Source organism: Gammaproteobacteria bacterium (assembly GCA_017999615.1).
Taxonomy (GTDB): Bacteria; Pseudomonadota; Gammaproteobacteria; order JAABTG01; family JAABTG01; genus JAGNLM01.
Genome location: JAGNLM010000017.1, coordinates 1 through 22,059 on the forward strand (window position 1 = coordinate 1; position 22,059 = coordinate 22,059).

The 22,059-nt window shown below is 72.0% G+C and carries 24 protein-coding genes and 1 tRNA gene; 17 read left to right on the forward strand and 8 right to left on the reverse strand.

The features are described 5' to 3' along the window. On the reverse strand, positions 1-695 hold a 695-nt coding region (locus tag KA217_10930), incomplete at its 3' end, for a hypothetical protein (protein ID MBP7712954.1). A gap of 71 nt (positions 696-766) precedes the next feature. After that, positions 767-850 (reverse strand) — tRNA-Leu (locus tag KA217_10935). A 138-nt stretch (positions 851-988) separates the two neighbouring features. Between KA217_10935 and queA the strand changes: the two genes are divergently transcribed. The 15 genes from queA (at position 989) to KA217_11010 (ending at position 14,754) form a co-directional block, all read left to right on the forward strand. After that, positions 989-2,029: a tRNA preQ1(34) S-adenosylmethionine ribosyltransferase-isomerase QueA gene (queA, locus tag KA217_10940; GenBank protein ID MBP7712955.1), complete on the forward strand. Its 1,041-nt coding sequence runs from the start codon at positions 989-991 to the stop codon at positions 2,027-2,029. Beyond that, the gene (tgt, locus tag KA217_10945; protein MBP7712956.1) at positions 2,014-3,117 is read left to right on the forward strand and encodes a tRNA guanosine(34) transglycosylase Tgt; all 1,104 of its coding nucleotides are present in this window, start codon (positions 2,014-2,016) and stop codon (positions 3,115-3,117) included. Before queA ends, tgt begins: the two co-directional genes overlap by 16 nt. Before the next feature lie 171 nt (positions 3,118-3,288). Beyond that, entirely contained in the window at positions 3,289-3,615 is a 327-nt protein-coding gene (yajC, locus tag KA217_10950) for a preprotein translocase subunit YajC (GenBank protein ID MBP7712957.1), read from the forward strand. Positions 3,616-3,631: 16 nt separating this feature from the next. Further along, complete coding sequence (gene secD / locus KA217_10955) at positions 3,632-5,491, forward strand: protein translocase subunit SecD (protein MBP7712958.1); 1,860 nt, start codon at positions 3,632-3,634, stop codon at positions 5,489-5,491. A gap of 10 nt (positions 5,492-5,501) precedes the next feature. Continuing rightward, on the forward strand, positions 5,502-6,434 hold the full coding sequence (secF, locus tag KA217_10960; protein MBP7712959.1) for a protein translocase subunit SecF: 933 nt from the start codon (positions 5,502-5,504) through the stop codon (positions 6,432-6,434). Between the two features lie 16 nt (positions 6,435-6,450). Beyond that, positions 6,451-7,119, forward strand: coding sequence for a DUF72 domain-containing protein (locus KA217_10965; protein ID MBP7712960.1), 669 nt, complete (start codon positions 6,451-6,453; stop codon positions 7,117-7,119). Positions 7,120-7,175: 56 nt separating this feature from the next. Further along, positions 7,176-8,033: an ATP-binding cassette domain-containing protein gene (locus tag KA217_10970; protein MBP7712961.1), complete on the forward strand. Its 858-nt coding sequence runs from the start codon at positions 7,176-7,178 to the stop codon at positions 8,031-8,033. Next, on the forward strand, positions 8,030-8,812 hold the full coding sequence (mlaE, locus tag KA217_10975; protein MBP7712962.1) for a lipid asymmetry maintenance ABC transporter permease subunit MlaE: 783 nt from the start codon (positions 8,030-8,032) through the stop codon (positions 8,810-8,812). Before KA217_10970 ends, mlaE begins: the two co-directional genes overlap by 4 nt. A gap of 22 nt (positions 8,813-8,834) precedes the next feature. Next, positions 8,835-9,350 (forward strand): outer membrane lipid asymmetry maintenance protein MlaD, encoded by a 516-nt coding sequence (gene mlaD / locus KA217_10980; GenBank protein MBP7712963.1) that lies wholly within the window; start codon positions 8,835-8,837, stop codon positions 9,348-9,350. Between the two features lie 11 nt (positions 9,351-9,361). Then, positions 9,362-9,997, forward strand: a complete 636-nt coding sequence (locus KA217_10985) for an ABC transporter substrate-binding protein (protein ID MBP7712964.1) — start codon at positions 9,362-9,364, stop codon at positions 9,995-9,997. Further along, the gene (locus KA217_10990) at positions 9,994-10,302 is read left to right on the forward strand and encodes an STAS domain-containing protein (protein ID MBP7712965.1); all 309 of its coding nucleotides are present in this window, start codon (positions 9,994-9,996) and stop codon (positions 10,300-10,302) included. Before KA217_10985 ends, KA217_10990 begins: the two co-directional genes overlap by 4 nt. A 69-nt stretch (positions 10,303-10,371) precedes the next feature. Continuing rightward, a complete protein-coding gene (gene murA, locus KA217_10995) occupies positions 10,372-11,631 on the forward strand; it encodes a UDP-N-acetylglucosamine 1-carboxyvinyltransferase (protein MBP7712966.1) in 1,260 nt (419 codons plus the stop codon). Between the two features lie 21 nt (positions 11,632-11,652). Further along, positions 11,653-12,309, forward strand: a complete 657-nt coding sequence (locus tag KA217_11000) for an ATP phosphoribosyltransferase (GenBank protein ID MBP7712967.1) — start codon at positions 11,653-11,655, stop codon at positions 12,307-12,309. Positions 12,310-12,313: 4 nt separating this feature from the next. Next, on the forward strand, positions 12,314-13,657 hold the full coding sequence (hisD, locus tag KA217_11005) for a histidinol dehydrogenase (GenBank protein MBP7712968.1): 1,344 nt from the start codon (positions 12,314-12,316) through the stop codon (positions 13,655-13,657). Positions 13,658-13,677: 20 nt separating this feature from the next. Next, positions 13,678-14,754, forward strand: coding sequence for a histidinol-phosphate transaminase (locus KA217_11010; GenBank protein ID MBP7712969.1), 1,077 nt, complete (start codon positions 13,678-13,680; stop codon positions 14,752-14,754). 40 nt (positions 14,755-14,794) lie between these two features. On the opposite strand, the gene KA217_11015 is transcribed toward KA217_11010, so the two are convergent. Continuing rightward, entirely contained in the window at positions 14,795-15,940 is a 1,146-nt protein-coding gene (locus KA217_11015) for a trypsin-like peptidase domain-containing protein (protein ID MBP7712970.1), read from the reverse strand. Between the two features lie 227 nt (positions 15,941-16,167). On the opposite strand from KA217_11015, the gene KA217_11020 reads away from it, so the two are divergent. Both KA217_11020 and KA217_11025 read left to right on the forward strand, forming a co-directional pair. Then, positions 16,168-16,782 (forward strand): glutathione S-transferase N-terminal domain-containing protein, encoded by a 615-nt coding sequence (locus KA217_11020; protein MBP7712971.1) that lies wholly within the window; start codon positions 16,168-16,170, stop codon positions 16,780-16,782. A gap of 24 nt (positions 16,783-16,806) precedes the next feature. Next, positions 16,807-17,214: a ClpXP protease specificity-enhancing factor gene (locus KA217_11025; protein MBP7712972.1), complete on the forward strand. Its 408-nt coding sequence runs from the start codon at positions 16,807-16,809 to the stop codon at positions 17,212-17,214. Here KA217_11025 and KA217_11030 read toward each other — a convergent pair. The 5 genes from KA217_11030 to KA217_11050 are packed head-to-tail and all read right to left on the reverse strand — an operon-like array spanning position 17,207 to position 22,046. Then, positions 17,207-18,604 carry an FAD-binding protein gene (locus KA217_11030; protein MBP7712973.1) on the reverse strand — a complete coding sequence of 466 codons (1,398 nt, stop codon included), beginning with the start codon at positions 18,602-18,604 and terminating at the stop codon, positions 17,207-17,209. The two genes, KA217_11025 and KA217_11030, sit on opposite strands and share 8 nt — an antisense overlap. 40 nt (positions 18,605-18,644) lie before the next feature. Further along, a complete protein-coding gene (locus tag KA217_11035; protein MBP7712974.1) occupies positions 18,645-19,283 on the reverse strand; it encodes a BON domain-containing protein in 639 nt (212 codons plus the stop codon). Between the two features lie 4 nt (positions 19,284-19,287). Further along, the gene (locus KA217_11040) at positions 19,288-19,881 is read right to left on the reverse strand and encodes a phosphoheptose isomerase (protein ID MBP7712975.1); all 594 of its coding nucleotides are present in this window, start codon (positions 19,879-19,881) and stop codon (positions 19,288-19,290) included. A gap of 3 nt (positions 19,882-19,884) precedes the next feature. Next, positions 19,885-20,259, reverse strand: coding sequence for a YraN family protein (locus tag KA217_11045; GenBank protein MBP7712976.1), 375 nt, complete (start codon positions 20,257-20,259; stop codon positions 19,885-19,887). Further along, entirely contained in the window at positions 20,259-22,046 is a 1,788-nt protein-coding gene (locus KA217_11050; protein MBP7712977.1) for a penicillin-binding protein activator, read from the reverse strand. Before KA217_11050 ends, KA217_11045 begins: the two co-directional genes overlap by 1 nt. Between the last annotated feature and the right edge of the window lie 13 nt (positions 22,047-22,059).

Below are 22,059 nucleotides of genomic sequence, written 5' to 3' on the forward strand. Positions count from 1 at the left end.
GGACAATTCAACAGGTTAGCGCCGACGTCTGAGCCTGGAGGCTTGTGAAGCGCCGCATCTTCGGCCTTCGGCGCATAGTATAACACGCTGTTTTGGCTGGCGTTTATGGGTTTCTTTCCAGGCACTACGTAGACCAGCCACAGATTCTTCGCCGTCTCGCTGATCCGGGGGGTGAGCTTTTCCTCCTTCATCGGGCCCGGCGTTTCGGCGCGGTAGAGCTGCATGCCGCCGATCCCGAGGAGCGGGAACAGCGCCACCGCCAGAACCACGACGCCCATGCCCCCGACGAAGCAGAGCTGCATGCGGTAGAAGTTGATGCTGTGCGGCAGCGTCTCGACCGTCGGCAAGACCGAGGCCCCCGTGGTCGTGAGTCCGGAGACGGCCTCGAAGAAGGCATCCACCAGGCGCATGTGCGGGGCGTCGGACAGCATCAGGGGGATCGCGCCGAGGAGCCCGAGGGCCACCCAGAACACCGTGACCACGAGAAACCCGTCCGTGGTGTGGACCTCCGGCGTTCGCCCGCGCGTGGGCAGCCAGAGCGCGAAGCCCATCCCGAGCATGGTCGCGAAGGCCTCGACGAACGGGGCGGTCTCGCCATCCTCGTACCACCAGCCGATGGCGATGGGGGGCAGCATGGAGACGCTGAGCACCATCGTCAGCAATCCCAGCAGGTACAGGATGGTCCGCAGACGCATGAGCCCACGTCCCCCCTGCGTTGCCCCTACGTCCCCCATACGTCGACCCGGCGAGATCGATTCTCCTGGTCTGCCGGGAGGGGGAATCGAACCCCCACTTCCTTTCGGAAACCAGATTTTGAGTCTGGCGCGTCTACCAGTTCCGCCATCCCGGCAACGGAGGGCCGCCGCGCAGTATACGGAAGCGGTCCCGCCCACGGCAAAGCGTCGCGTGCCCCGCACGCTTCGTGCCCCGGGTGCTTCGTATGCGCGGCATTCGCAATCCGTGCCCGGCTTGGCTAGCATGCCCGGCCGTGCGCCGAACCGACTTCTCCTACGACCTCCCCCCGGACCGCATCGCCCAGGCCCCCCTGCCGGAGCGCAGCGCGAGCCGGCTCCTCTGCCTCGACCCGGGGACGGGCGAGCTCGCCGACCGCCGCTTCTCCGACCTCGCCGGGCTGCTGCGCCCGGGTGATCTCCTCGTCCTCAACGACACCCGCGTGATTCCCGCGCGCCTGCTCGGGCGCAAGGAGACCGGGGGGGCCGTCGAGGTGCTCGTGGAGCGGATCCTCGACGACCGGCGCCTGCTCGCCCACGTGCGGGCGAGCAAGCCCCCGCGCCCGGGGAGCGGGCTGGTGCTGGAGGGTGACCTGACCCTGCGGGTCGTGGGCCGGGTCGAGGACCTCTACGAGTTGACCCACGACGGCGAGGAGACGGTCCCCGCGCTCCTCGCCCGCCGGGGCCGCACCCCCCTGCCGCCCTACATCCGCCGGCCCGCGGCGGCGCAGGACGCGGAGCGCTACCAGACCGTCTACGCCCGGCGTGAGGGGGCCGTGGCCGCGCCCACCGCGGGGCTGCACTTCGACGAGGCCCTCCTCGCGGCCCTCGCCGGGAGGGGGGTGGAGACCGCGCAGGTGACCCTGCACGTGGGGGCCGGGACCTTCCTCCCGGTGCGCGCCGAGCGGCTCGAGGAGCACCGCATGCACCGGGAGCGGCTCGAGGTCTCCGGCCGGGTGGCGGAGGCCGTGCGGGCCGCCCGCGGCCGGGGAGGGCGGGTGGTGGCGGTAGGGACCACCGTGGTACGGGCGCTGGAGACGGCGAGCGCCGGGGGCGCGATCGAGCCCTTTTCCGGGGAGACGGACCTCTTCATCTACCCGGGCTACCGATTCCGCAGCGTCGACGCGCTCGTCACCAACTTCCACCTCCCCGAGTCCACCCTGCTGATGCTGGTCTGCGCCTTTGCCGGGACCGAGCGGGTCCTGGCCGCGTACCGGTACGCGGTGGCCTCGGGCTACCGGTTCTTCAGCTACGGTGACGCGATGTTCCTGGGGGCCCCCGCGTGTTCTTCGACCTGATCTCGACCGACGGTGCCGCGCGGCGCGGGCGCCTCACGACCCGGCGCGGCGTCGTCGAGACCCCGGCGTTCATGCCCGTGGGGACCCACGGCACCGTGAAGGCCATGACGCCGGAGGAGCTCCGGGAGGCGGGCGCCCAGATCATCCTGGGCAACACCTTTCACCTGATGCTGCGCCCCGGGGTCGAGGTCATCCGGCGCCACGGAGGGCTGCACGGGTTCATGGGCTGGGACGGGCCGATCCTCACCGACTCCGGGGGCTTCCAGGTGTGGAGCCTGGCGGAGCTGCGGCAGGTGAGCGAGCGCGGCGTGCTGTTCCGCTCGCCCGTCGACGGGGACCGGGTCTTCCTCGGGCCCGAGGAGTCGATGGCGGTGCAGCGGGCCCTCGACTCCGACATCGTCATGATCTTCGACGAGTGCACGCCCTACCCCGCGACCGAGACCCAGGCCCGCGCCTCCATGGAGCTCTCCCTCGCCTGGGCGCGGCGCTCGCGGGAGGCCCACGGGGACAACGACGCGGCCCTCTTCGGCATCGTCCAGGGCGGCATGTACCCGGAGCTCCGCCGGGCCTCGCTCTCGGGCCTGCTGGAGATCGGCTTCGACGGCTACGCCCTCGGGGGGCTCTCGGTCGGCGAGCCCAAGGAGGAGATGCTGGCCGTGTTGGACGCGGTCGCCCCGGCGATGCCCGCGGACCGGCCGCGCTACCTGATGGGGGTCGGCAAGCCCGAGGACATCGTGGAGGCGGTGCGCCGCGGGGTCGACCTCTTCGACTGCGTGATGCCCACCCGCAACGCCCGCAACGGCCACCTGTTCACGTCCCGGGGGGACGTCCGCATTCGCAACGCCCGTTACCGGGAGGACACCGGTCCCCTGGATGAGGCCTGCACCTGCTACACCTGCCGGCGCTACACGCGCGCCTACCTGCACCACCTGGAGCACGGCGGGGAGATCCTGGGGGCGCGGCTCAACACCCTGCACAACGTTCGCTTCTACCAGGACCTGATGCGCGGCCTGCGCGAGGCCGTCGCCGAAGGCCGCCTGGAGAGCCACGCCCGGGCCCTGTACGCGGCCTGGCAGCACTCCGAGTGAAGCGCGGGCTGCGGCGGCGCCCGGCCGGCTGTTCGTAACTCACTCATTCCCTTCGCGTCTCTGCGCCTTTGCGGTGAGGCCTCTCCGCCGCCGCCCTGCGCTTGCCTGGCCATCGGGCGCCCACAAGTGCCATAATTCCGCGCCTTCGCACCGACACCCCAGGACGCACCCATGAGCTTCTTCATCGCTGACGCCCACGCCCAGGCCGCCGGTGGCGCGGCGCCCCCCGGCATGGACCTCATCTTCCTCGTACTGCTCTTCGTGGTGTTCTACTTCCTGCTCATCCGGCCCCAGATGAAGCGGGCGAAGGAGCACAAGAACATGGTGGCGAGCCTCGCGAAGGGCGACGAGGTGGTCACCGGCGGCGGGCTGCTCGGGCGGGTGACCAAGGTCGGCGACCACTTCGTCACCCTGGAGATCGCCGACGGCCTCGAGGTGAAGGTCCAGAAGCAGGCCCTGGGAAGCGTCATGCCCAAGGGCACGATGAAGAGCCTCTGAGCGGGGCGCCGTCGTGCTGAACCGCTACCCCCTCTGGAAGTACATCCTGGTCGTGATCGTCGCCCTGGTGGGGACGATCTACGCCCTGCCCAACCTCTACGGCGAGGACCCGTCGATCCAGATCTCCGCGCTGCGGGGCGGGCGGGTCGACGAGGCCCTGCAGAAGCGCGTCCTCGACGCCCTCGGACAGGCCCAGCTCACGCCGAAGAAGGCCGAGATCGGCGAGGGGCGGCTGCTCGTGCGCTTCGGGGACACCGAGGTCCAGCTCAAGGCCCAGGACATCGTGCGCGACGCGGTCGGCGAGTCCTACGTGGTCGCCCTGAACCTCGCCCCGGCGACCCCCCGCTGGCTCCAGGCCCTGCAGGCGCGGCCCATGTACCTCGGCCTCGACCTGCGCGGTGGGGTGCACTTCCTCCTCGAGGTGGACATGCCGGCGGCCGTGCGCCAGGCCGAGGAGCGCCACGTCAACGACCTGCGCCAGCTGCTGCGCAACGAGAAGCTGCGCTACAAGACGGTCTCCCTCGCCGAGGGCGGGGTCATCCTGGTGGCCTTCTCCGACGCCGAGACCCGCCAGAAGGCCGACGACCTGATTCGCCGGAACTTCCCCGACCTGCTGGTGACCCAGGCCGAGCGCGGGGGCGACGCGGTGCTCGAGCTGCAGATGGCGGAGCCCGCGGTGAAGGAGCTGAAGAAGTTCGCGCTGCAGCAGAACCTGACCACGCTGCGCAACCGCGTCAACGAGCTCGGTGTCGCCGAGCCGGTGATCCAGCAGCAGGGCGAGGGCCGGATCGTGGTCCAGCTGCCCGGCGTGCAGGACACCGCACGCGCCAAGGAGATCCTCGGGGCCACCGCGACCCTCGAGTTCCGGCTGGCCGACGACGAGCACGACGTGCGCGACGCTGTGGAGGGCCGTGTCCCGCCGGCCTCGAAGCTCTACCACGACCGTGCGGGCCGACCCGTGCTGCTGGACAAGCGCGTCATCATCACCGGTGACTACATCACCAACGCCGCCTCCGGCATCGAGCAGCAGAGTGGCACCCCGGCGGTGTTCATCACGCTGGACGGGCGGGGCGCCGGAATCATGGCCGACCGCACGAAGGACAACGTGGGCCGGCGGATGGCCGTCGTCTTCATCGAGAACAAGTCCGAGACGCGGCGTGGCGAGGGCGGGGAGGTCGTCCGCGTCAAGCGCACGACCGAGGAGGTCATCAACCTCGCGGTCATCCGCGAGCGGCTCGGCAAGCGGTTCCAGATCAGCGGGATGGACAGCCCCGACGAGGCGCGGAACCTGGCCCTCCTGCTGCGGGCGGGGGCGCTCGCGGCGCCGATGGAGATCGTGGAAGAGCGTACCGTCGGCCCGAGCCTCGGCCAGGAGAACATCGAGCAGGGCTTCAAGGCCTCGGCCCTCGGCCTCGCCCTGAGCTTCGCCTTCATGGCGATCTACTACAAGCTGTTCGGCCTGGTTTCCGGCTTCGCGCTGCTCTTCAACCTCGTCATCACCGTCGCGGTGATGTCCATGCTGCAGGCGACCCTGACCCTGCCCGGCATTGCCGGCATGGTGCTCTCGGTCGGCATGGCGGTGGACGCCAACGTCCTCATCTACGAGCGCGTGCGCGAGGAACTGCGCGCGGGCAACACTCCGCAGGCCGCGATCCACGGGGGCTACGAGAGGGCCTTCAGCACCATCGCGGACTCGAACGTCACGACCCTGATCGCCGCGCTGGCCCTCTTCGGGGTCGGCAGCGGACCCATCCGCGGGTTTGCCGTGACCCTGGCCATCGGTATCGCCACCTCGATGTTCACCGCGATCGTCGGGACGCGTGCCGTGATCAACCTGATCTACGGCGGCCGCCGGGTCGCCAAGCTGGCGATCTGAGGACCGAGCCTTGGACTTTTTCAGCCGCGTCACCAAGTTCGACTTCATGCGCTGGCGCTCCGGCGCGATGGCCTTTTCCGGGGTGCTGACGCTGATCGCGCTCGCCTTCCTCACCTTCCGGGGCCTGAACCTGAGTGTGGACTACACGGGCGGCACCGTCATCGAAGTCGCCTATCCCGAGATGGTGGACCTCGGACCGGTGCGCGAGGCGCTCACCGCGGACGGCTTCGAGGACGCGGTGGTCCAGCACTTCGGCACGCCCAAGGAAGTGCTGATGCGGCTCGCCCCGCGCCCCGGGGTGGCGGAGAAGGAGCTCGCCGAGCGCGCCGTCGCCGCGCTCGGCAAGGTCGGAGCCGGTGAGCCGCGGTTGCAGCGGGTGGAGTTCGTGGGGCCCCAGGTGGGGGACGAGATCACCGAGCAGGGCGGGCTCGCGATGCTGGCCGCGCTCATCGGGATCCTGATCTACGTGACCCTGCGCTTCGAGTGGCGGCTCGCGCTCGGCTCGGTGCTCGCGCTCTTCCACGACACCATCATCGTGCTCGGTTTCTTCTCGGTCACGTGGATGGACTTCGACCTCACGGCGTTCGCCGCGATCCTGGCGGTGATCGGCTACTCCCTGAACGACACGATCGTGGTCTACGACCGGGTGCGCGAGAATTTCCGCAAGGTGCGCCGCGGGTCCTCGGTGGAGATCATGAACCTCTCCCTGAACGAGACGCTCTCGCGCACGGTGATGACGGGCGTGACCACGCTGCTGGTGCTCATGTCCCTGTACCTGTACGGGGGCGAGCTCCTGCGCAGCTTCACCGTTGCCCTCGTGGTCGGCGTCGTGTTCGGCATCTACTCCTCGGTGTACGTGGCGAGCGCCCTGGCGCTCGCGCTCGGGGTGAGCCGCGCGGACCTGATGCCGGCGCAGAAGGAAGGGGTCGACGCACGCCCGTGACCCGGGCGCAGGTGCGGTGAGCACCCGTCTGCGGATCGGCGCCCGGGGGTGGGAGCACGGGTCCTGGGACTCGTCCTTCTACCCGCAGGGGCTGCCGCCCGAGTGGCGCCTCACCTACTACGCGAACGCGTTCCGCGCGGTGCTCGTCCCCGCGGAGCGCTTGGCGGCGAGCACCCCGGCCGAAGTGGCCGGGTGGGCGGGCGACGTCCATTCCGGGTTCCTCTTCTTTGCCGAGCTGGCCGCCGCCGGCGAGGCCGACCTCGACGCCTGGCTCGACCGGGTCGCGCCCCTCGGGGAGCGCCTGGGGGGGCTCGTGCTCCGGTCCGGGGCAGGGCAGCTCTCGCCGGCCCGGGTCTCCGCGCTCTCCGGCCGCTGGGCACTCGCCTCGCTGGCGGCCTCCGTGGCCTCCGTGGCCTCCGTGGCCTCCGCGGACCCCGCGGCCGGGGGCGACCCGCCCGGTAGCCCGCCGGTCCCGCCCGTGTGGCGGCCGGGCTCCGGGGCCGCCAGCTGCGTCGGGCTCCTCGACGGGGAGCCGCGCGGCCCGAGGGAGCTGCGGCAGGTGATCGAGGCCTTCGGGGCCGCCTCGGCCGGCTGCGCCGAGGCGCTGCTCTGCTTCCCCGGGACCCCGGGGGCCTGGCAGGAGATGGAGCGGGCACAGGTCATCGCCGGGCTGCTGGGTGGTTGACCGTCCCGTCCTGCCTGGGGATACTGCCTGACTCACACCGACGTACCGAGCCGCTCGTGCCCCCCCGCCCCAGAGCCCCCCAGCAACGCCGCTCCCCCTCGCGCAACGAGCCGCCCGCCCTCGTGACGGTGCGGGGCCTGTGCTTCGCCCACGGCGAGCGGAAGATCTTCGACGGCGTGGACCTGCGGATCGCCCGCGGCAAGGTGACCGCGATCATGGGGCCGAGCGGGACGGGCAAGACGACGCTCCTGCGCCTGATCGGGGGCCAGCTGCGGCCGACGGCCGGGACGGTGACGGTGGACGGCCAGGACGTGCACCAGCTCTCCCGCGACAAGCTCTTCCAGCTGCGCAAACGCATGGGGATGCTGTTCCAGAGCGGGGCGCTGCTCACCGACCTCTCGGTCTTCGACAACGTGGCCTTCCCGCTGCGCGAGCACACCGACCTGCCCGAGTCGATGATCCGCCACCTCGTGCTGATGAAGCTCGAGGCGGTGGGGCTGCGCGGGGCCCACGAACTGATGCCGCGCGAGCTCTCGGGCGGCATGGGGCGCCGGGTGGCGTTGGCGCGGGCCATCGCGCTCGACCCCATGATGATCCTGTACGACGAGCCCTTCACCGGGCAGGACCCGATCACCATGGGCGTGCTGGTCCAGCTGATCCGCAAGCTGAACGACAGCCTGAAGCTCACCAGCGTCATCGTGTCCCACGACGTGAAGGAGACCTCGGCCATCGCCGACTACATCTACGTGCTCTCCGGCGGGAAGGTGGTGGGTGAGGGCTCGCCCGAGGCCCTGGGGCGGACGAGCTCGCCCTGGGTCCGGCAGTTCCTGCAGGGGCTCCCGGACGGCCCGGTACCGTTCCACTACCCGGCCCCGGATTTCCTCGGGGACCTGCTCGGCGGAGGTGCGACGTGATCGAGGTCCTGCGCCGGCTCGGGCGCACCGGGCTGCAGTTCTTCGAGCGCCTGGGGCGCGGGCACCTCTTCCTCGGGTACGTCCTGCTCGGGGTCCCCGAGGTGCTCTCCCGCTTCCGGCTGCTGGTGGCCCAGGTCTGGTCGGTGGGCGTGCTCTCCCTGGTCATCGTGCTGGTGTCCGGGGTCTTCGTGGGCATGGTCCTCGGGCTGCAGGGCTACAACACGCTGGTGGACTTCAACGCCGAGGAGTCGCTCGGGGTGGTCGTCGCCCTGTCGCTCGTGCGCGAGCTCGGGCCGGTGGTGGCGGCCCTGCTGTTTGCCGGGCGCGCCGGGTCGGCGCTCACCGCCGAGATCGGCCTGATGAAGGCGACCGAGCAGCTCGCCGGGATGGAGATGATGGCGGTCGACCCGCTGCGCCGTGTGATCGCGCCGCGCTTCCTCGCCGGGCTCCTGTCGATGCCGCTCCTCGCGGCCATCTTCAGCGCGGTGGGCGTCCTCGGCGGCTGGTTCGTCGGGGTGGGGCTGCTCGGGGTGGACGACGGCGCCTTCTGGTCGCAGATGCAGGCCAAGGTGGACCTGCACGACGACATCCTGAACGGCATCATCAAGAGCGTCGTGTTTGGTATCGTCGTCACCTGGATCGCGGTCTTCGAAGGCTATGACGCCGTGCCCACCTCGGAGGGCGTGGGGCGGGCGACGACCCGCACCGTCGTGCACTCTTCTCTCGCGGTGCTCGGGCTCGACTTCGTGCTGACCGCCCTCATGTTCAACGACATCTAGGAAAGTGCGGAGGGTTCCCGCGATGTTCCACTCCAAGACTGTGGAGATCGGCGTCGGCCTGTTCGTCGCCCTCGGCCTGGCGGCTCTCTTCATGCTCGCGATGAAGGTGAGCAACCTGTCGGCCTTCTCCGGCGGCGACGGCTACCAGGTGACGGCGCGCTTCCAGAACATCGGCGGCCTGAAGGAGCGGGCACCGGTCACCATGTCCGGGGTGCGCGTGGGGCGGGTGAAGTCCATCGACTTCGACGACCAGAGCTACCAGGCGCTCGTGACGCTCGACATCGATTCGCGCTGGACCCGCATCCCGACGGACTCCACCGCGAGCATCTTCACCGCGGGTCTGCTCGGCGAGCAGTACATTGCGCTCGAGGCGGGCGGGGACGAGCAGTTCCTCGCCCAGGGCGGCGAGCTGAAGCTGACCCAGTCGGCGCTGGTGCTCGAGCAACTGGTCGGCCAGTTCCTCTTCAGCAAGGCCGCCGAAGGGCCCAAGGCCCCCGAAGGGTCCAAGGGCGGCGAAGCCGCCGCGCCTGCACGCTGAGGGAGGTGGCGATGAAGCGTCGAATCGCTCTGGGCCTGCTGGCCGCAGCGCTGGTCTGGCCGGGTGTCGCGGCGACCCACGCCGCGGACGCCGAGGGCGCCCGCCAGGTCGTGCAGGACACGACCGACCGGATGCTCGAGGCCCTCCGGGCGCAGCGCGACGAGCTGCGCCAGCGCCCCGAGAAGATCTACCCGCTGGTGGACAACATCGTCCTGCCGCACTTCGACTTCACGCGGATGTCGCGCTGGGTGCTGGGCAAGCACTGGCGAGAGGCGAGCGACGCGCAGAAGGCCCGTTTCGTCGAGGAGTTCCGCAATCTCCTGGTGCGGACCTACGCCACCGCGCTGCTGGAATACGCCGACCAGACCGTGAACGTGCTGCCCCTGCGGGGCGCCACCACCGGCACCGAGGTGGCCGTGCGCACCGAGGTCCGCCAGTCCGGCGCGCCCCCGATCCCCATCAACTACAGCATGACCGCGGCGGAAGGGGCCTGGAAGGTCTACGACGTGACGGTCGACGGGATCAGCCTGGTCGCGAGCTACCGCAGCACCTTCGCCAACGAGATGGAGCGCGGGGGGATGGACCACGTCATCGCGCTCCTCGAGCAGCGCAACCGCGAGGTCGGTTCGGGGGGCGGCAAGAAGTGAGCGGAGCGGTCGTCGAGCTCCTCGGCGAGGGCCGCGTCGCGGTGCGGGGGCCCCTGCGCTACGCGACCGTCCCCGGCCTGTGGCAGGCCGCCCGCAAGCTGGCGACGGAAGCCCCCCTGGTGACCGTCGACCTGTCGGGCGTCACCGAGTCGGACAGCGCGGCGCTCGCCCTCCTCCTGGAGTGGATGCGCGAGGTCCGGGGGCGGGGAGGCGAAATCCGCTTCGCCGGCATGCCGAATCAGCTCGAGGCCATCGCTCGCGTGAGTGGCCTCGAAGGGCTGCTGCCCCTGGGGGCGGCGACGTGAGCCCGGAGACCCCGACGCCCGCCCCGCGGGCGGCCGGCCCCGGGACCGGCACAACCTGAGAGTTCCCGCGTGGACAGGCTCCTCATCTCCGGCGGGGTTCCGCTGGCCGGCCGGATCCGTATCTCCGGCGCCAAGAATGCCGCGCTGCCGATCCTGGCCGCAGCGCTGCTCGCCGACGGTCCGCTCGTCATCGGCAACATCCCGCACCTGCGGGACATCACCACGACCATGGAGCTGCTCGGGCGCATGGGCGTCCAGCTGCTCGTGGACGAGCACATGCAGGTGGAGGTCGACAGCCGCCCCATCCGCGAGTTCGTGGCGCCCTACGAGCTCGTCAAGACCATGCGCAGCTCGGTCCTCGTGCTCGGCCCGATGCTCGCCCGCTTTGGCCGCGCCGAGGTCTCCCTGCCCGGTGGCTGCGCCATCGGTGCCCGCCCGGTGAACCTGCACCTGCAGGGCCTGGCGAAGATGGGCGCGGACATCCGGGTGGAGAACGGCTACATCCACGCCTCGGCCCCGCGCCTGAAGGGCGCCCGCCTGCTGCTGGACCTCGTGACCGTCACCGGCACGGAGAACCTGATGATGGCCGCGACCCTCGCGCAGGGCACCACGGTCATCGAGAACGCCGCGCGCGAGCCGGAGGTCGTGGACCTCGCGGACTGCCTCACCCGGATGGGGGCCCACATCGAGGGCGCCGGCACCGACACCATCGTCGTCGAGGGGGTGGACCGGCTCACGGGCGCCCACTACGACGTGATCCCCGACCGCATCGAGGCCGGTACCTACCTGGTGGCCGCCGCCATCACCGGGGGGAGCATCCGGCTGCAGGACACCCGCCCGCGCACCCTCGACGCGGTGTTGGGGAAGCTCGCGGAGGCCGGGGCCGAGGTGCGCACCGGAGAGGACTGGATCGAGCTCGACATGCACGGCCGGCGGCCGCGCGCGGTGGACATCCACACCGCCCCGTACCCGGCCTTCCCGACCGACATGCAGGCGCAGTTCACCGCCCTCAACGCGGTCGCCGAGGGCACGGGCGTCATCTCCGAGACCGTGTTCGAGAACCGCTTCATGCACGTGCTCGAGCTGCAGCGCATGGGGGCGGACATCCGCCTCGAGGGCAACACCGCGGTCGTGCGGGGGGTGGAGCGCCTCACCGCCGCGCCGGTGATGGCGACCGACCTGCGCGCCTCGGCGAGCCTCGTGATCGCCGGCCTGGTGGCGGCAGGGGACACGCTGGTGGAGCGCATCTACCACCTCGACCGCGGCTACGAGTGCATCGAGGAGAAGCTCTCCCAACTCGGCGCCCGGATCCGGCGCGTGCCGGGCTAGACCACCGGGAGATCCGTGGGCGTGCAGGCGGGCCTCACCATTGCGCTGTCCAAGGGCCGGATCTTCCGGGACGCCCTGCCGCTGCTCGCCGAGGCCGGGGTGGTCCCGCTCGACGATCCGGAGAAGAGCCGCAAGCTGATCCTGCGCACCAGCCGGCCGGACGTGAGCCTGGTGGTCATCCGTGCGGCCGACGTCCCGACCTACGTGGAATACGGGGCTGCGGACCTGGGAGTGGCCGGCAAGGACGTCCTGATGGAGCACGAGGGTGACGGCCTCTACGAGCCGCTCGACCTCGAGATCGCCCGCTGCCGGATGATGGTGGCGGGGCGCGCGGGGGAGGAGGCGGCTCACCCCCGGCGCTTGCGCGTGGCGACGAAGTACGTGAGGACCGCGCGGGCGTTCTACGCCGAGCGCGGGGTGCAGGCCGAGGTGATCAAGCTCTACGGATCCATGGAGCTGGCGCCGCTCGTCGGGCTCGCCGACCGCATCGTGGACCTGGTGGACACCGGCAACACCCTGCGGGCCAACGGCCTCGTCCCGATGGACCTGATCGCCCCCATCAGCTCGCGCCTGGTGGTGAACAAGGCATCCATGAAGATGAAGCACGCCGCCGTCAAGGCGCTCACCGCCGACCTCGCGGCGGCGGTCGCCCGGCGCGCCGGCGCCGAGGGAGGGTAGGCCCATGGTGAGCGTCCGGCGGCTGGACAGCGCGGACCCGGGGTTCGCGGCGGAGCTGCAGCGGCTGGTGGCCTGGGAGGCCGTCGGGGACTCGGCGGTCAGCGGGACGGTGGCCGCGATCCTCGCCGACGTCCGTAGCCGGGCCGACGCGGCGCTCCTGGAATACACCCGGCGCTTCGACCGCCGGGAGGTCCAGAGCGCGGCCGAGCTCGAGCTCGAGCCCCGGCGTCTCGCCGAGGCGCTCGCGGGCCTGGACCCCGTCATGCGGGAGGCGCTCGAGGAGTCGGCCCGGCGGGTGGAGCGCTACCACCAGCACCAGCGCCAGGAGTCCTGGAGCTACCGGGACCCAGACGGGACCCTCCTCGGCCAGCAGGTCACGCCCCTCGACCGCGCGGGCCTCTACGTCCCCGGCGGAAAGGCCGCCTACCCCTCGTCGGTGCTGATGAACGCCATTCCGGCCCGGGTCGCAGGGGTGGGTGAGGTGGTGATGGTGGTCCCCGCGCCGGGGGGCGAGCTGAACCCGCTGGTGCTCGCTGCCGCGGCCGTGGCCCGGGTGGACCGGGTCTTCACCGTGGGCGGCGCCCAGGCCGTGGCCGCGCTCGCCTACGGCACGGAGACCGTGCCCGCCGTGGACAAGATCGTCGGCCCCGGCAATGTCTACGTCGCCGCCGCCAAGCGAATGGTCTTCGGCACGGTGGGGATCGACATGATCGCCGGCCCCTCGGAGATCCTGGTCGTGTGCGACGGCCGCACGGACCCGGACTGGATCGCGATGGACCTGTTCTCCCAGGCCGAGCACGACGAGGACGCCCAGGCGATCCTGGTGAGCCCGGACGCCGCCTTCCTCGACGCCGTGGAGGCCAGCATCGCGCGGCTCCTGCCGACCCTGGAGCGGGCCCCCATCGTCGCGGCCTCCATCGGCGGGCGCGCGGCCCTCGTGCGGGTGCGGGACCTCGCCGAGGCGGCGGAGGTCGCCAACCGCATCGCGCCCGAGCACCTGGAGCTCTCGGTGGAGGACCCCGAGGCCCTGCTGCCCCGGATCCGCCACGCCGGGGCGATCTTCCTCGGGCGGTACACGGCCGAGGCGATCGGCGACTACTGCGCAGGCCCCAACCACGTCCTGCCGACCTCGCGCACGGCCCGCTTCTCCTCGCCCCTGGGGGTGTACGACTTCCAGAAGCGCTCGAGCCTGATCGGGGTTTCCCCCGAGGGTGCGCGCACGCTCGGGCGGGTCGCCTCGGTGCTCGCCCGGGGCGAGGGCCTCACGGCCCACGCCCGCTCCGCGGAGTACCGCATCCCGGCTCCAGGCTCGGTGCGAGGCGCGGATTCGCGGAGGAGACCCCGGTGAGTGACGTTCGCGAAGAGGACATGCAGCGCCTGATCCGGCCCGAGGTCCGGGCCCTCGCCCCGTACCACGTTCCGGACCCCGGCAGCCTGATCAAGCTCGATGCCATGGAGAGCCCGTACCCGTGGCCGGGCGCGCTCGAGAGCGAGTGGCTCGAAGCCCTGCGGGGGGTGGAGGTCAACCGCTACCCGGACCCCGGCGCCGCGCGACTCAAGGCCAAGCTGCGCCAGGTCATGGGCGTCCCGGACGGGGCCGACGTGCTGCTCGGCAACGGCTCGGACGAGCTCATCCAGATCCTGCTCACCGCGGTCGCGGGACCCAGCCGCACCGTGCTCGCCCCGGAGCCGACCTTCGTGATGTACCGGCAGGTGGCGCGGACACTGGGGATGCGCTTCGTCGGGGTCCCCCTGAGGGAGCTGGATTTCGCCCTGGACCTGGACGCGTTCCTGGCCGCCGTGCAGGCCCACGACCCGGCGGTGGTGTTCCTCGCCTACCCCAACAACCCGACGGGCAACCTCTTCGAGACGGCGGCGATCGAACGGGTGCTGGAGGCCGCGCGCGGTCTGGTGGTGGTCGACGAGGCCTACACCCCGTTCGCGCAGGTGAGCTATCTGGCCGAGGTGCCCCGCCACCCGCGCCTGCTGGTCATCCGCACGGTGTCCAAGCTGGGGCTCGCGGGGCTGCGCCTGGGCTGGCTCGCCGGCGCGCCCGCCTGGGTGCGGGAGCTCGAGAAGGTCCGGCTGCCCTACAACATCAACGTGCTGACCCAGCTGAGCGCCGAGCTCGCCCTGGAGCACATGGCGGTGCTCGAGGATCAGACGGCGAGGGTCCGGGCGGACCGGGAAGTGCTGCGCGTCGCGCTGGAGGCCCTGCCGGGTCTCACCGTGTGGCCGAGCCGCGCCAACTTCCTGCTCTTCCGGGTCCCCGCGGGAAGGGCCGGGGCGGTGCTGGAGGGGCTGCGCACGCGCGGGGTGCTCGTCAAGAAGCTCGACGGCAGCCACCCGATGCTGGCCGACTGCCTGCGCGTCAGCGTCGGGGCCCCCGCGGAGAACGCGGCGTTCCTTCTGGGCCTCGAGCATACGCTCGCCACCCTGGGGTGACCGCGGGCGAAAGGCCCTGCGGGCGTCCCGCCAGTCCCGTCTAGCGCTGGGCGGCGCTCGTGGGGCGCTCGGCCACCACCACGTCGAGCTTTGCCGCGCGGCCTTCGCGCACGATCTTCAGGGCCACCCGGCTGCCGGGGCGCACCCGGGCGACGGTCTCGAGCAGCTCCTTCTGGCGCTCGACCCGCGCCTCGCCGACCGCGGTGATCAGGTCGTAGGGCCGGACCCCCGCGAGGTGCGCGGGGCCGTGGCGGTACACCCCCGACACCACCAGTCCTCGCTCTCCCGACAGGCGCAGCACGTCGGCGACCTCCGGCGTCAGCTCCTGCACCTCGACCCCCAGCCAGCCCCGGGTCACGCGTCCCTGCTCGATGATCGCGGTGAGCACCTCCCGCGCCAGATTGACGGGGATGGCGAAGCCGATGCCCTGGGATCCGCCCGAGCGGGTGAAGATCGCCGTGTTGACCCCGATTAGGTTCCCTGCCGCGTCCACCAGCGCGCCCCCGGAGTTGCCCGGGTTGATGGCGGCGTCGGTCTGGATGAAGTTCTCGAAGGTGCTGAGGCCCAGGTCATTGCGCCCCGTGGCGCTGACGATCCCCATGGTCACCGTCTGACCCACCCCGAAGGGATTCCCGATGGCCAGGACCACGTCGCCGACCCGCAGGGCGTCGGAGTCCCCCAGCGCGACACTGGGCAGGTCCGCGAGGTCGACCCGGAGGACCGCCAGGTCCGTGTCCGGGTCCACGCCGATCACCCGGGCGGGCGCCCGGCGCCCGTCGAGGAGCATCACCTGGATCTCGTCGGCCCCCTCGACCACGTGGTGGTTCGTCAGCACGTAGCCCCTGGGGTTGACGAGGACCCCCGAGCCGAGGCTCGTCTCCACCCGCTGCGTGGCCTGCCCCTCCCCTCCGCCGAAGAAGTGGCGGAACATCGGGTCCTCGAGGAGCGCGTTGGGGCGCTCCAGGACCGTGCGCCCGGCGTGGACGTTAACGACCGCGGGGCGTGCCGCCGCCACCGCCTCGGCGTAGGACGTTCGGTCCGCGACGGAGGCCGGCGCGGGGGCCTGGACCAGTTCCACCACCTCCCGCGGGGCGAAGCGGGGCAGCAGGAACAACAGCACGACGGCCGCCGTCAGCCCGACGGCGACGCTCTGTGCCACGAAGCGTGTGCTGGGCCCGAGATTCATCGTGTGCACCCTGTCCGGACTGGCCGCGGATCATACCGAACGCGGCCCCCGGCGGCGCGGGGAAAGAGGGGCCGCGGGCCTCGCCGGGATTGACTTCCGGGCCCTTCTGCCCGAGGCTAGGCCGTTCTGCCTGCGGCCTCGGTGCCTGGGCCCCGCCGTTCCTCGGCCTGTTCTTCGCACCCTCGTGCGCCCTGGAGAAGGAGTGCCGGAAGGACGCTCACCAGTCCATGTCCTTACTCGTCAATCGCTACTCCGTGATGACCTTCTATTCAGACCCGACCGATCCTGCCTGTCACGCCGTGCGCTTCGTGCTCGCGGAAAAGGACATCAACGTCGACGTCGTCCAGGTCCAGGGTGACCACCGCCCCGAGGAATTGAACGACCTCAACCCCTACGGCGCCGTTCTCACCCTGGTGGACCGGGACCTGGTGCTCTACGAAGAGCACATCATCATGGAGTATCTCGACGAGCGCTTTCCGCACCCGCCGCTGATGCCGGTGGACCCGGTCTCCCGTGCGAGCAACCGCCTCCTGCGCTATCGCCTCAAACGGGACATCTACGCGCTCGTGGACGTGATGGAGCGCGAAGTGGGCGACGCGCAACGGCGGGGCCTGCGCGACCACCTGACGGCCATCGCGCCCCTCTTCGCGCACAAGCCCTTCTTCCTGTCGGACGAGCTCTCCCTGGTGGACTGCTATCTCGCGCCGGTACTCTGGCGGCTGCCCAAGTACGGAGTGCAACTCCCCTCCCAGGCCAAGTCCCTGCTGCAGTACGGGGAGCGGGTGTTCCAGCGGCCTTCCTTCCGGGCCAGCCTGAGCGGCGCCGAGCGCGAGATGCGCTGACCGCACGCCCTCCGGCACCCGGCCATGATCCCCCAGCGTCCCTATCTGGTTCGCGCCATCTACCAGTGGGTGGTCGACAACGGCATGACCCCCCACGTCGTGGTCAACGCGGCGCTCGAAGGCGTGCAGGTGCCGGCGGAGTACGTGCACGAGGGTCAGATCGTGCTGAACCTGAATCCCTCCGCCGTGAAGGAGCTCTACATCGGGAACGAGCGCGTGGACCTGAGCGCGCGCTTCGGCGGCGTCTCGCGCCCCGTCTCGTTCCCCATCGCCGCGGTGCTCGCGCTCTACGCGCGCGAGACCGGGCAGGGGATGATCTTCGCGGAAGAGGGGCCGACGCCGACGGAGTCCTCCGAGCCGCCGGAGCCCCCTGAGCCGCCGGAGCCGCCCCCGAGGCGCCCCGAGCGGCCCACCCTGAAGGTGGTCAAGTAGCCGGCGGGAAGACCTTGCCGGGATTGAGGATCCCGTTCGGGTCCAGGTCCTGCTTGATGCGCCGCATCACCGCGAGGGTCGCCGGGTCGATCTCGCGCGGCACGAACGGCTGCTTCTCGAGCCCCACCCCGTGCTCCCCGGAGATCGTTCCGCCGAGGGCAATCACCCGGTCGAAGACCTCCGAGAGGCACTGCCGGGCGCGCTCCAGCTGTCCCTCCACGGCGGGGTCCACCATCAGGTTGGTGTGGATGTTCCCGTTGCCCGCGTGCCCGAAGTGCACGATGGGGACGGCGTGGCGGGCGGACAACCCCTCGAGGGCGTCGATGAAGGCGGGCAGCCGGGACACGGGCACCGCCACGTCTTCGTTGATCTTCTTCGGGGCCAGGGTGCGCAGGGCGGGGGAGAGGGCCTTGCGGGCGGCCCAGAGGTCCCCGGCGTCCTCGGCCCGGGACGCCACCGCGAGGTCCAGCAGCCCCGCACCCTTGGCCGCGGCCCCGACCGCCCTCGCGGCCTGCTCGACGCAATCGGCAGGGCCGTCCACCTCGATGAGGAGCAGGGCCGCGGTCTCCGCGGGCAGGGCCACGCCGGGCGCGCCGCGTACCAGGTCCACCGCGAGTCCGCCGATGTACTCGAGTGCCGAGGGGATGACCGGCTGGGCCATGATCCGGGCGACCGCTGCCGCCGCGCCGGCGATGTCCCGGTAGGCGGCGCGCAGGGCGAGGCGGGCCTCGGGGCTCGGCGTCAGCTTCAGGGTGGCCTCCGTGAGGACCGCGAGGGTGCCCTCGGACCCGATCAGCAGCCGCGTCAGGTCGTAGCCCACGACGCCCTTGGTGGTGCGAAAGCCGGTGCGCAGCGCCTCGCCCGCGCCCGTGACGGCGCGCAGCCCCAGGGTGTTCTCGCGGGGCGTCCCGTACTTGACCGCGCGCGGCCCGGCGGAGTTGTGGGAGAGGTTGCCCCCCACCGTGCAGTACGCGCCGCTGCTGGGGTCGGGGGGCCAGAAGAAGCCCACGCTGGCCGCCCGCTCCTGCACCGCGGCATTGAGGACCCCGGGCTCCACGACCATCAGCCGGTCGTCGGGGTTGACCTCGAGGATGCGGTCCATCCGCTCCAGGGACAGGACCAGCCCCCCCTCGATGGGGACCGACCCGCCCGCGGTCCCGGTGCCCCGGCCTCGGGGGACGAGCGGGACCCGCCGCTCGGCGCACAGGCGCACCACCTCCAGCACCTGCTCCGGCGCCGTGGCGAACCCGACGAGCGCGGGCAGCGCCTGCCGGCGGCTGTTGTCGTACCCGTAGGGCCAGCGGTCGGCGGGGTCCTCGAGGACGGCCTGCGCGCCGAGGATGGCGCGCAGGCGCCGGCGGAAGGCCGCGTCGGGCTCGGTGTGGCGCATCACCTGGTCGGCCGGCTCCCGGCCGGGGCCCCGGAGGACGTCAGTCCTGGTACTCGAAGAGCTTCACGACCCGCCGGGTTCCCGAGGTGGTGCGGGCGAGCTCGGCGGCCATCCCGGCCTGGGTGCGGCTCACCATCCCCATCAGGTAGACGGTGCCCCGGTTGGCGACCACCTTGATCGCGTCGGAGTCGAAGCCGCGCTCCAGCAGCATGCGGGCCCGGACCTTTGTGGCGAGGGCAGCGTCCTCACCCTGGGAGTCCGTGGAGGCGGGTTTGCCCACCGCGAGCTCGTTCTGCACCTGGCGAACCTTCTCGATGGCGCGCACGCGCTCGGCGAGGGAGGTTCGCGACTCCTCGCTCGGAACCTCGCCGGTGAGGAGCACCACCCCGTTGTAGCTCGTGGCGACCACGTGGCTCAGGGGGGGCAGGGGAGGCCGCGTCGGGTCCAGGAGGTCGCTGTCCCCCGCCGGGGACCGCATCAGCTCGGGGTCGCGGTTGACGAGGTCGTAGACCTTCAGCTCGATGGACTGGTCGTCGAGCTGGGTGCCGACGGTGCGGGGGTCCCCCACCACCGAGGCCGTGCCCACCGCGACCCCCCCCACGACGACCGGGGCGCAACCGGACGCGGTCAGGGCGAGCCAACCGAGGGAGACCGCAACGAGCCAGCTTCTGTAGTGCATGGTGCTAACCCTCCGCGCCGAGCAGCTGCCCGTCCACGAGGTCACACAGGCAGTGCAGGGCGAGAATGTGGACCTCCTGGATCCGGGGGGTCGACGCGGACGGGACCCGGATCTCGATGTCCGTGGGGCGCAGTAGCCCGGCGGCCTCCCCGCCGTCCCGGCCTGTGAGGAGGATAACGTAGAGATCGCGGTCGTGCGCGGCCTCGATCGCGGCGAGCACGTTGCGCGAGTGCCCGCTCGTGGTGATGGCCACCAGGACGTCGCCCGGCTGACCGAGCGCCTTGACCTGACGGGCGAACACCTCGCCGAATTGGTAGTCGTTCGCGACCGAGGTGAGCGTCGAGGTGTCGGTGGTGAGCGCGATGGCGGGCAGGCCCGAGCGCTCGCGCTCGAAGCGGTTCACCATCTCGGAGGCGAAGTGCTGGGCGTCGGCCGCCGACCCGCCGTTGCCGCAGGCGAGCAGCTTGCGCTCGCCGAGGAGCTGCGTGGTGACGAGCTCGGCGGCTCGGGCGACGGAGGGCGCCACGGCCTCGATGGACTCGAGGTGGGCAGCGACGCTGTCCTCGAACAGCTGCCTGACCCGTGCGACGAGGTCCACGGTCTAACCCCCCGGCTCGAAGGCCGCGCGCACCCACTGCACCGCGGGGCCGGCCCCGTCGACCGAGATCACGTCGAAACGGCAGGGCAGGCGGGAGGCGCCGGGGTGGGTGTGCAGGAAGTGCGCCGCGCTCGCCGCGAGCCGCGAGCGCTTGCGCCAGTCGACGGTCTCGGCGCCCGCGCCGAAGGCCCCGTTGCGCCGGTAGCGGACCTCGACGAAGACCAGCGCCTCGCCCTCGCGCATCACGAGGTCGATCTCGCCCCGGCGGGAGCGGTAGTTCCGCGTGACCAGGGCGAGGCCCCGGTCGAGGAGGAAACGCAGCGCCAGCTCTTCTGCCCAGGCGCCCCGGCCGGCGGCCGTGTCCGCCGCGGGTGCGATCACGGTGCGGTGGCGCGCGCGGCCAGGGGCACGGGCACGCCCCCCCGGAACTGGGCCCAGGAGAGGTCGCGGACGACGCGGTTGCCTTCGTCGAGCCGCAGGCGCCCCGTGACCCCCTCGTAGGCCGCACCGGGGCTCGCCCGCAGCCGGCCGAGCTCGCGGACCACCCGGTAGGCGTCGATGCCGAAGGCGATGAGCCGGTTGTAGCCGTCCCGCATCTCCTTCCAGTTCTGCTCGAAGGACTGCTGAAGGGCGGGGTCCACCGCCTCGGGGTGGAGCACCCAGGGCATGTCGGTGAAGACGACCCCGTCGAGGACCAGGTCCTGCTGGGGGTTCGGGACGCCGCCGTAGACGTGGGAGATGGCGTAGACCGGCAGCGAGGCGCCGCCCTGGGCGCTGATCTGGGGCCGGACCTGGCGCGCCTGGGCCGGGGAGCCCACCAGGAACACGAGGCTCGCGGAGGAGCCCGGCCCGGCTCCGGGCTGCAGCGCGCTGCGGACGGCCTGGGCGATGCCCTCGGGCTGCGCCCCGTAGCGGGCCTCCACGGGTGGCTGGCCGCCAGCGGCGACCCAGGCCTCGCGGAACGCCGCGGCCACCCGCGCGCCCCAGTCGCTCTCGGGATGGAGCACGGCCGGCCGGCCGCCCACCTCGGTGAGGGTGCGCCGGGCGACTTCGCGGGCCTCGTCCTCCGGGTTCAGCGCGAACTGGTAGAGCTCGCCCGGGACGGCGGTGTGGGTGTCCGTGCGGTTGAGCGCCAGGATCGGTACCGGCAGCGCGGCCGCCCCGTCCGTGAGCTGCTGGAGCGCGCCCTTGTCGAGTGGGCCGACCACGAAGTCCGCCCCGCCCTCGACGGCCTGGTCCAGGACGGTTCGCACGCTCTCGGGAGTCGCTTCGTACAGGCTCACCCGCGAGCCTCCGCCCCCCGTGCCGGAGCCGAACCAGCCGGCGACGAAGCCCTCGCGGACCGCCCTGCCGGGGGCCACGAACGGCCCGCTCTCGGGCAGGAGGAGCGCGATGTGCGCCGGCATCCCGCCGCGGGCACGGGCGGTCTCGAGCACCTCGGGCACGAGGTCGAGCTCGGCCGGGTGGCCGGGGTAGCGGGCGCGCCAGCCGTCCAGGGCGCGGGCGAGGGCCGCCGGGTCGCGGCCGTGGCGGCGCTGCAGGGCGGCGAGCTCCATCCAGCCGCCGAAGGCGTCCGGGGGCGCCGGCCGATTCTCTTCCAGGGCGCGCGGGCCGGCCCGCCCGAGGAGGTCCCAGATGACGAGGTGGTTGCGCGCGAGGTCGCTGTCGCTGGCCCCGTAGCGCTCCGCGCGCACGCGCTCGCGGGCCGCCTCCACCGGTTGGCCCAGCTGCACCCGGGCGTCGGCGCGGACCATCTGGGCCGTCCAGCGGTCGGCCCGGGGCGTCTGCTCCGGGTAGGTCCCCCCGAGCGTGGCCAGGGCCTGCTCGGCGCGCCGCTCGGCGAGTGCGAACCGCGCCGTGATAATGTCGGAGCGCAGCCGCAGCGCGGCGGGCAGGCCCCGGATCTGCGCCTCGGAATGCACCCGGCGGGCGGTGGCCGCGTCCCCCGCGGAGAGCAGGGCGTCGGCGGCGCTCAGCCGGTAGCCGAGGGCCGTGTCCTTTCCCCGGGCCTGCGCAGCGAGGCGCAGCCAGCTGTCCGCGGCCTCGCGGTGGCGTCCCGCGGCCGAGAGCTGACGGGCCTCCGCGTCGGGTGCCGGACCGCTCTCGCGCTCGGGGGGGATGGTCACGCAGCCGGCCAGCGTGGCCAGCAGGGGAAAGAGAAACAAAAGGCGGCGCGCG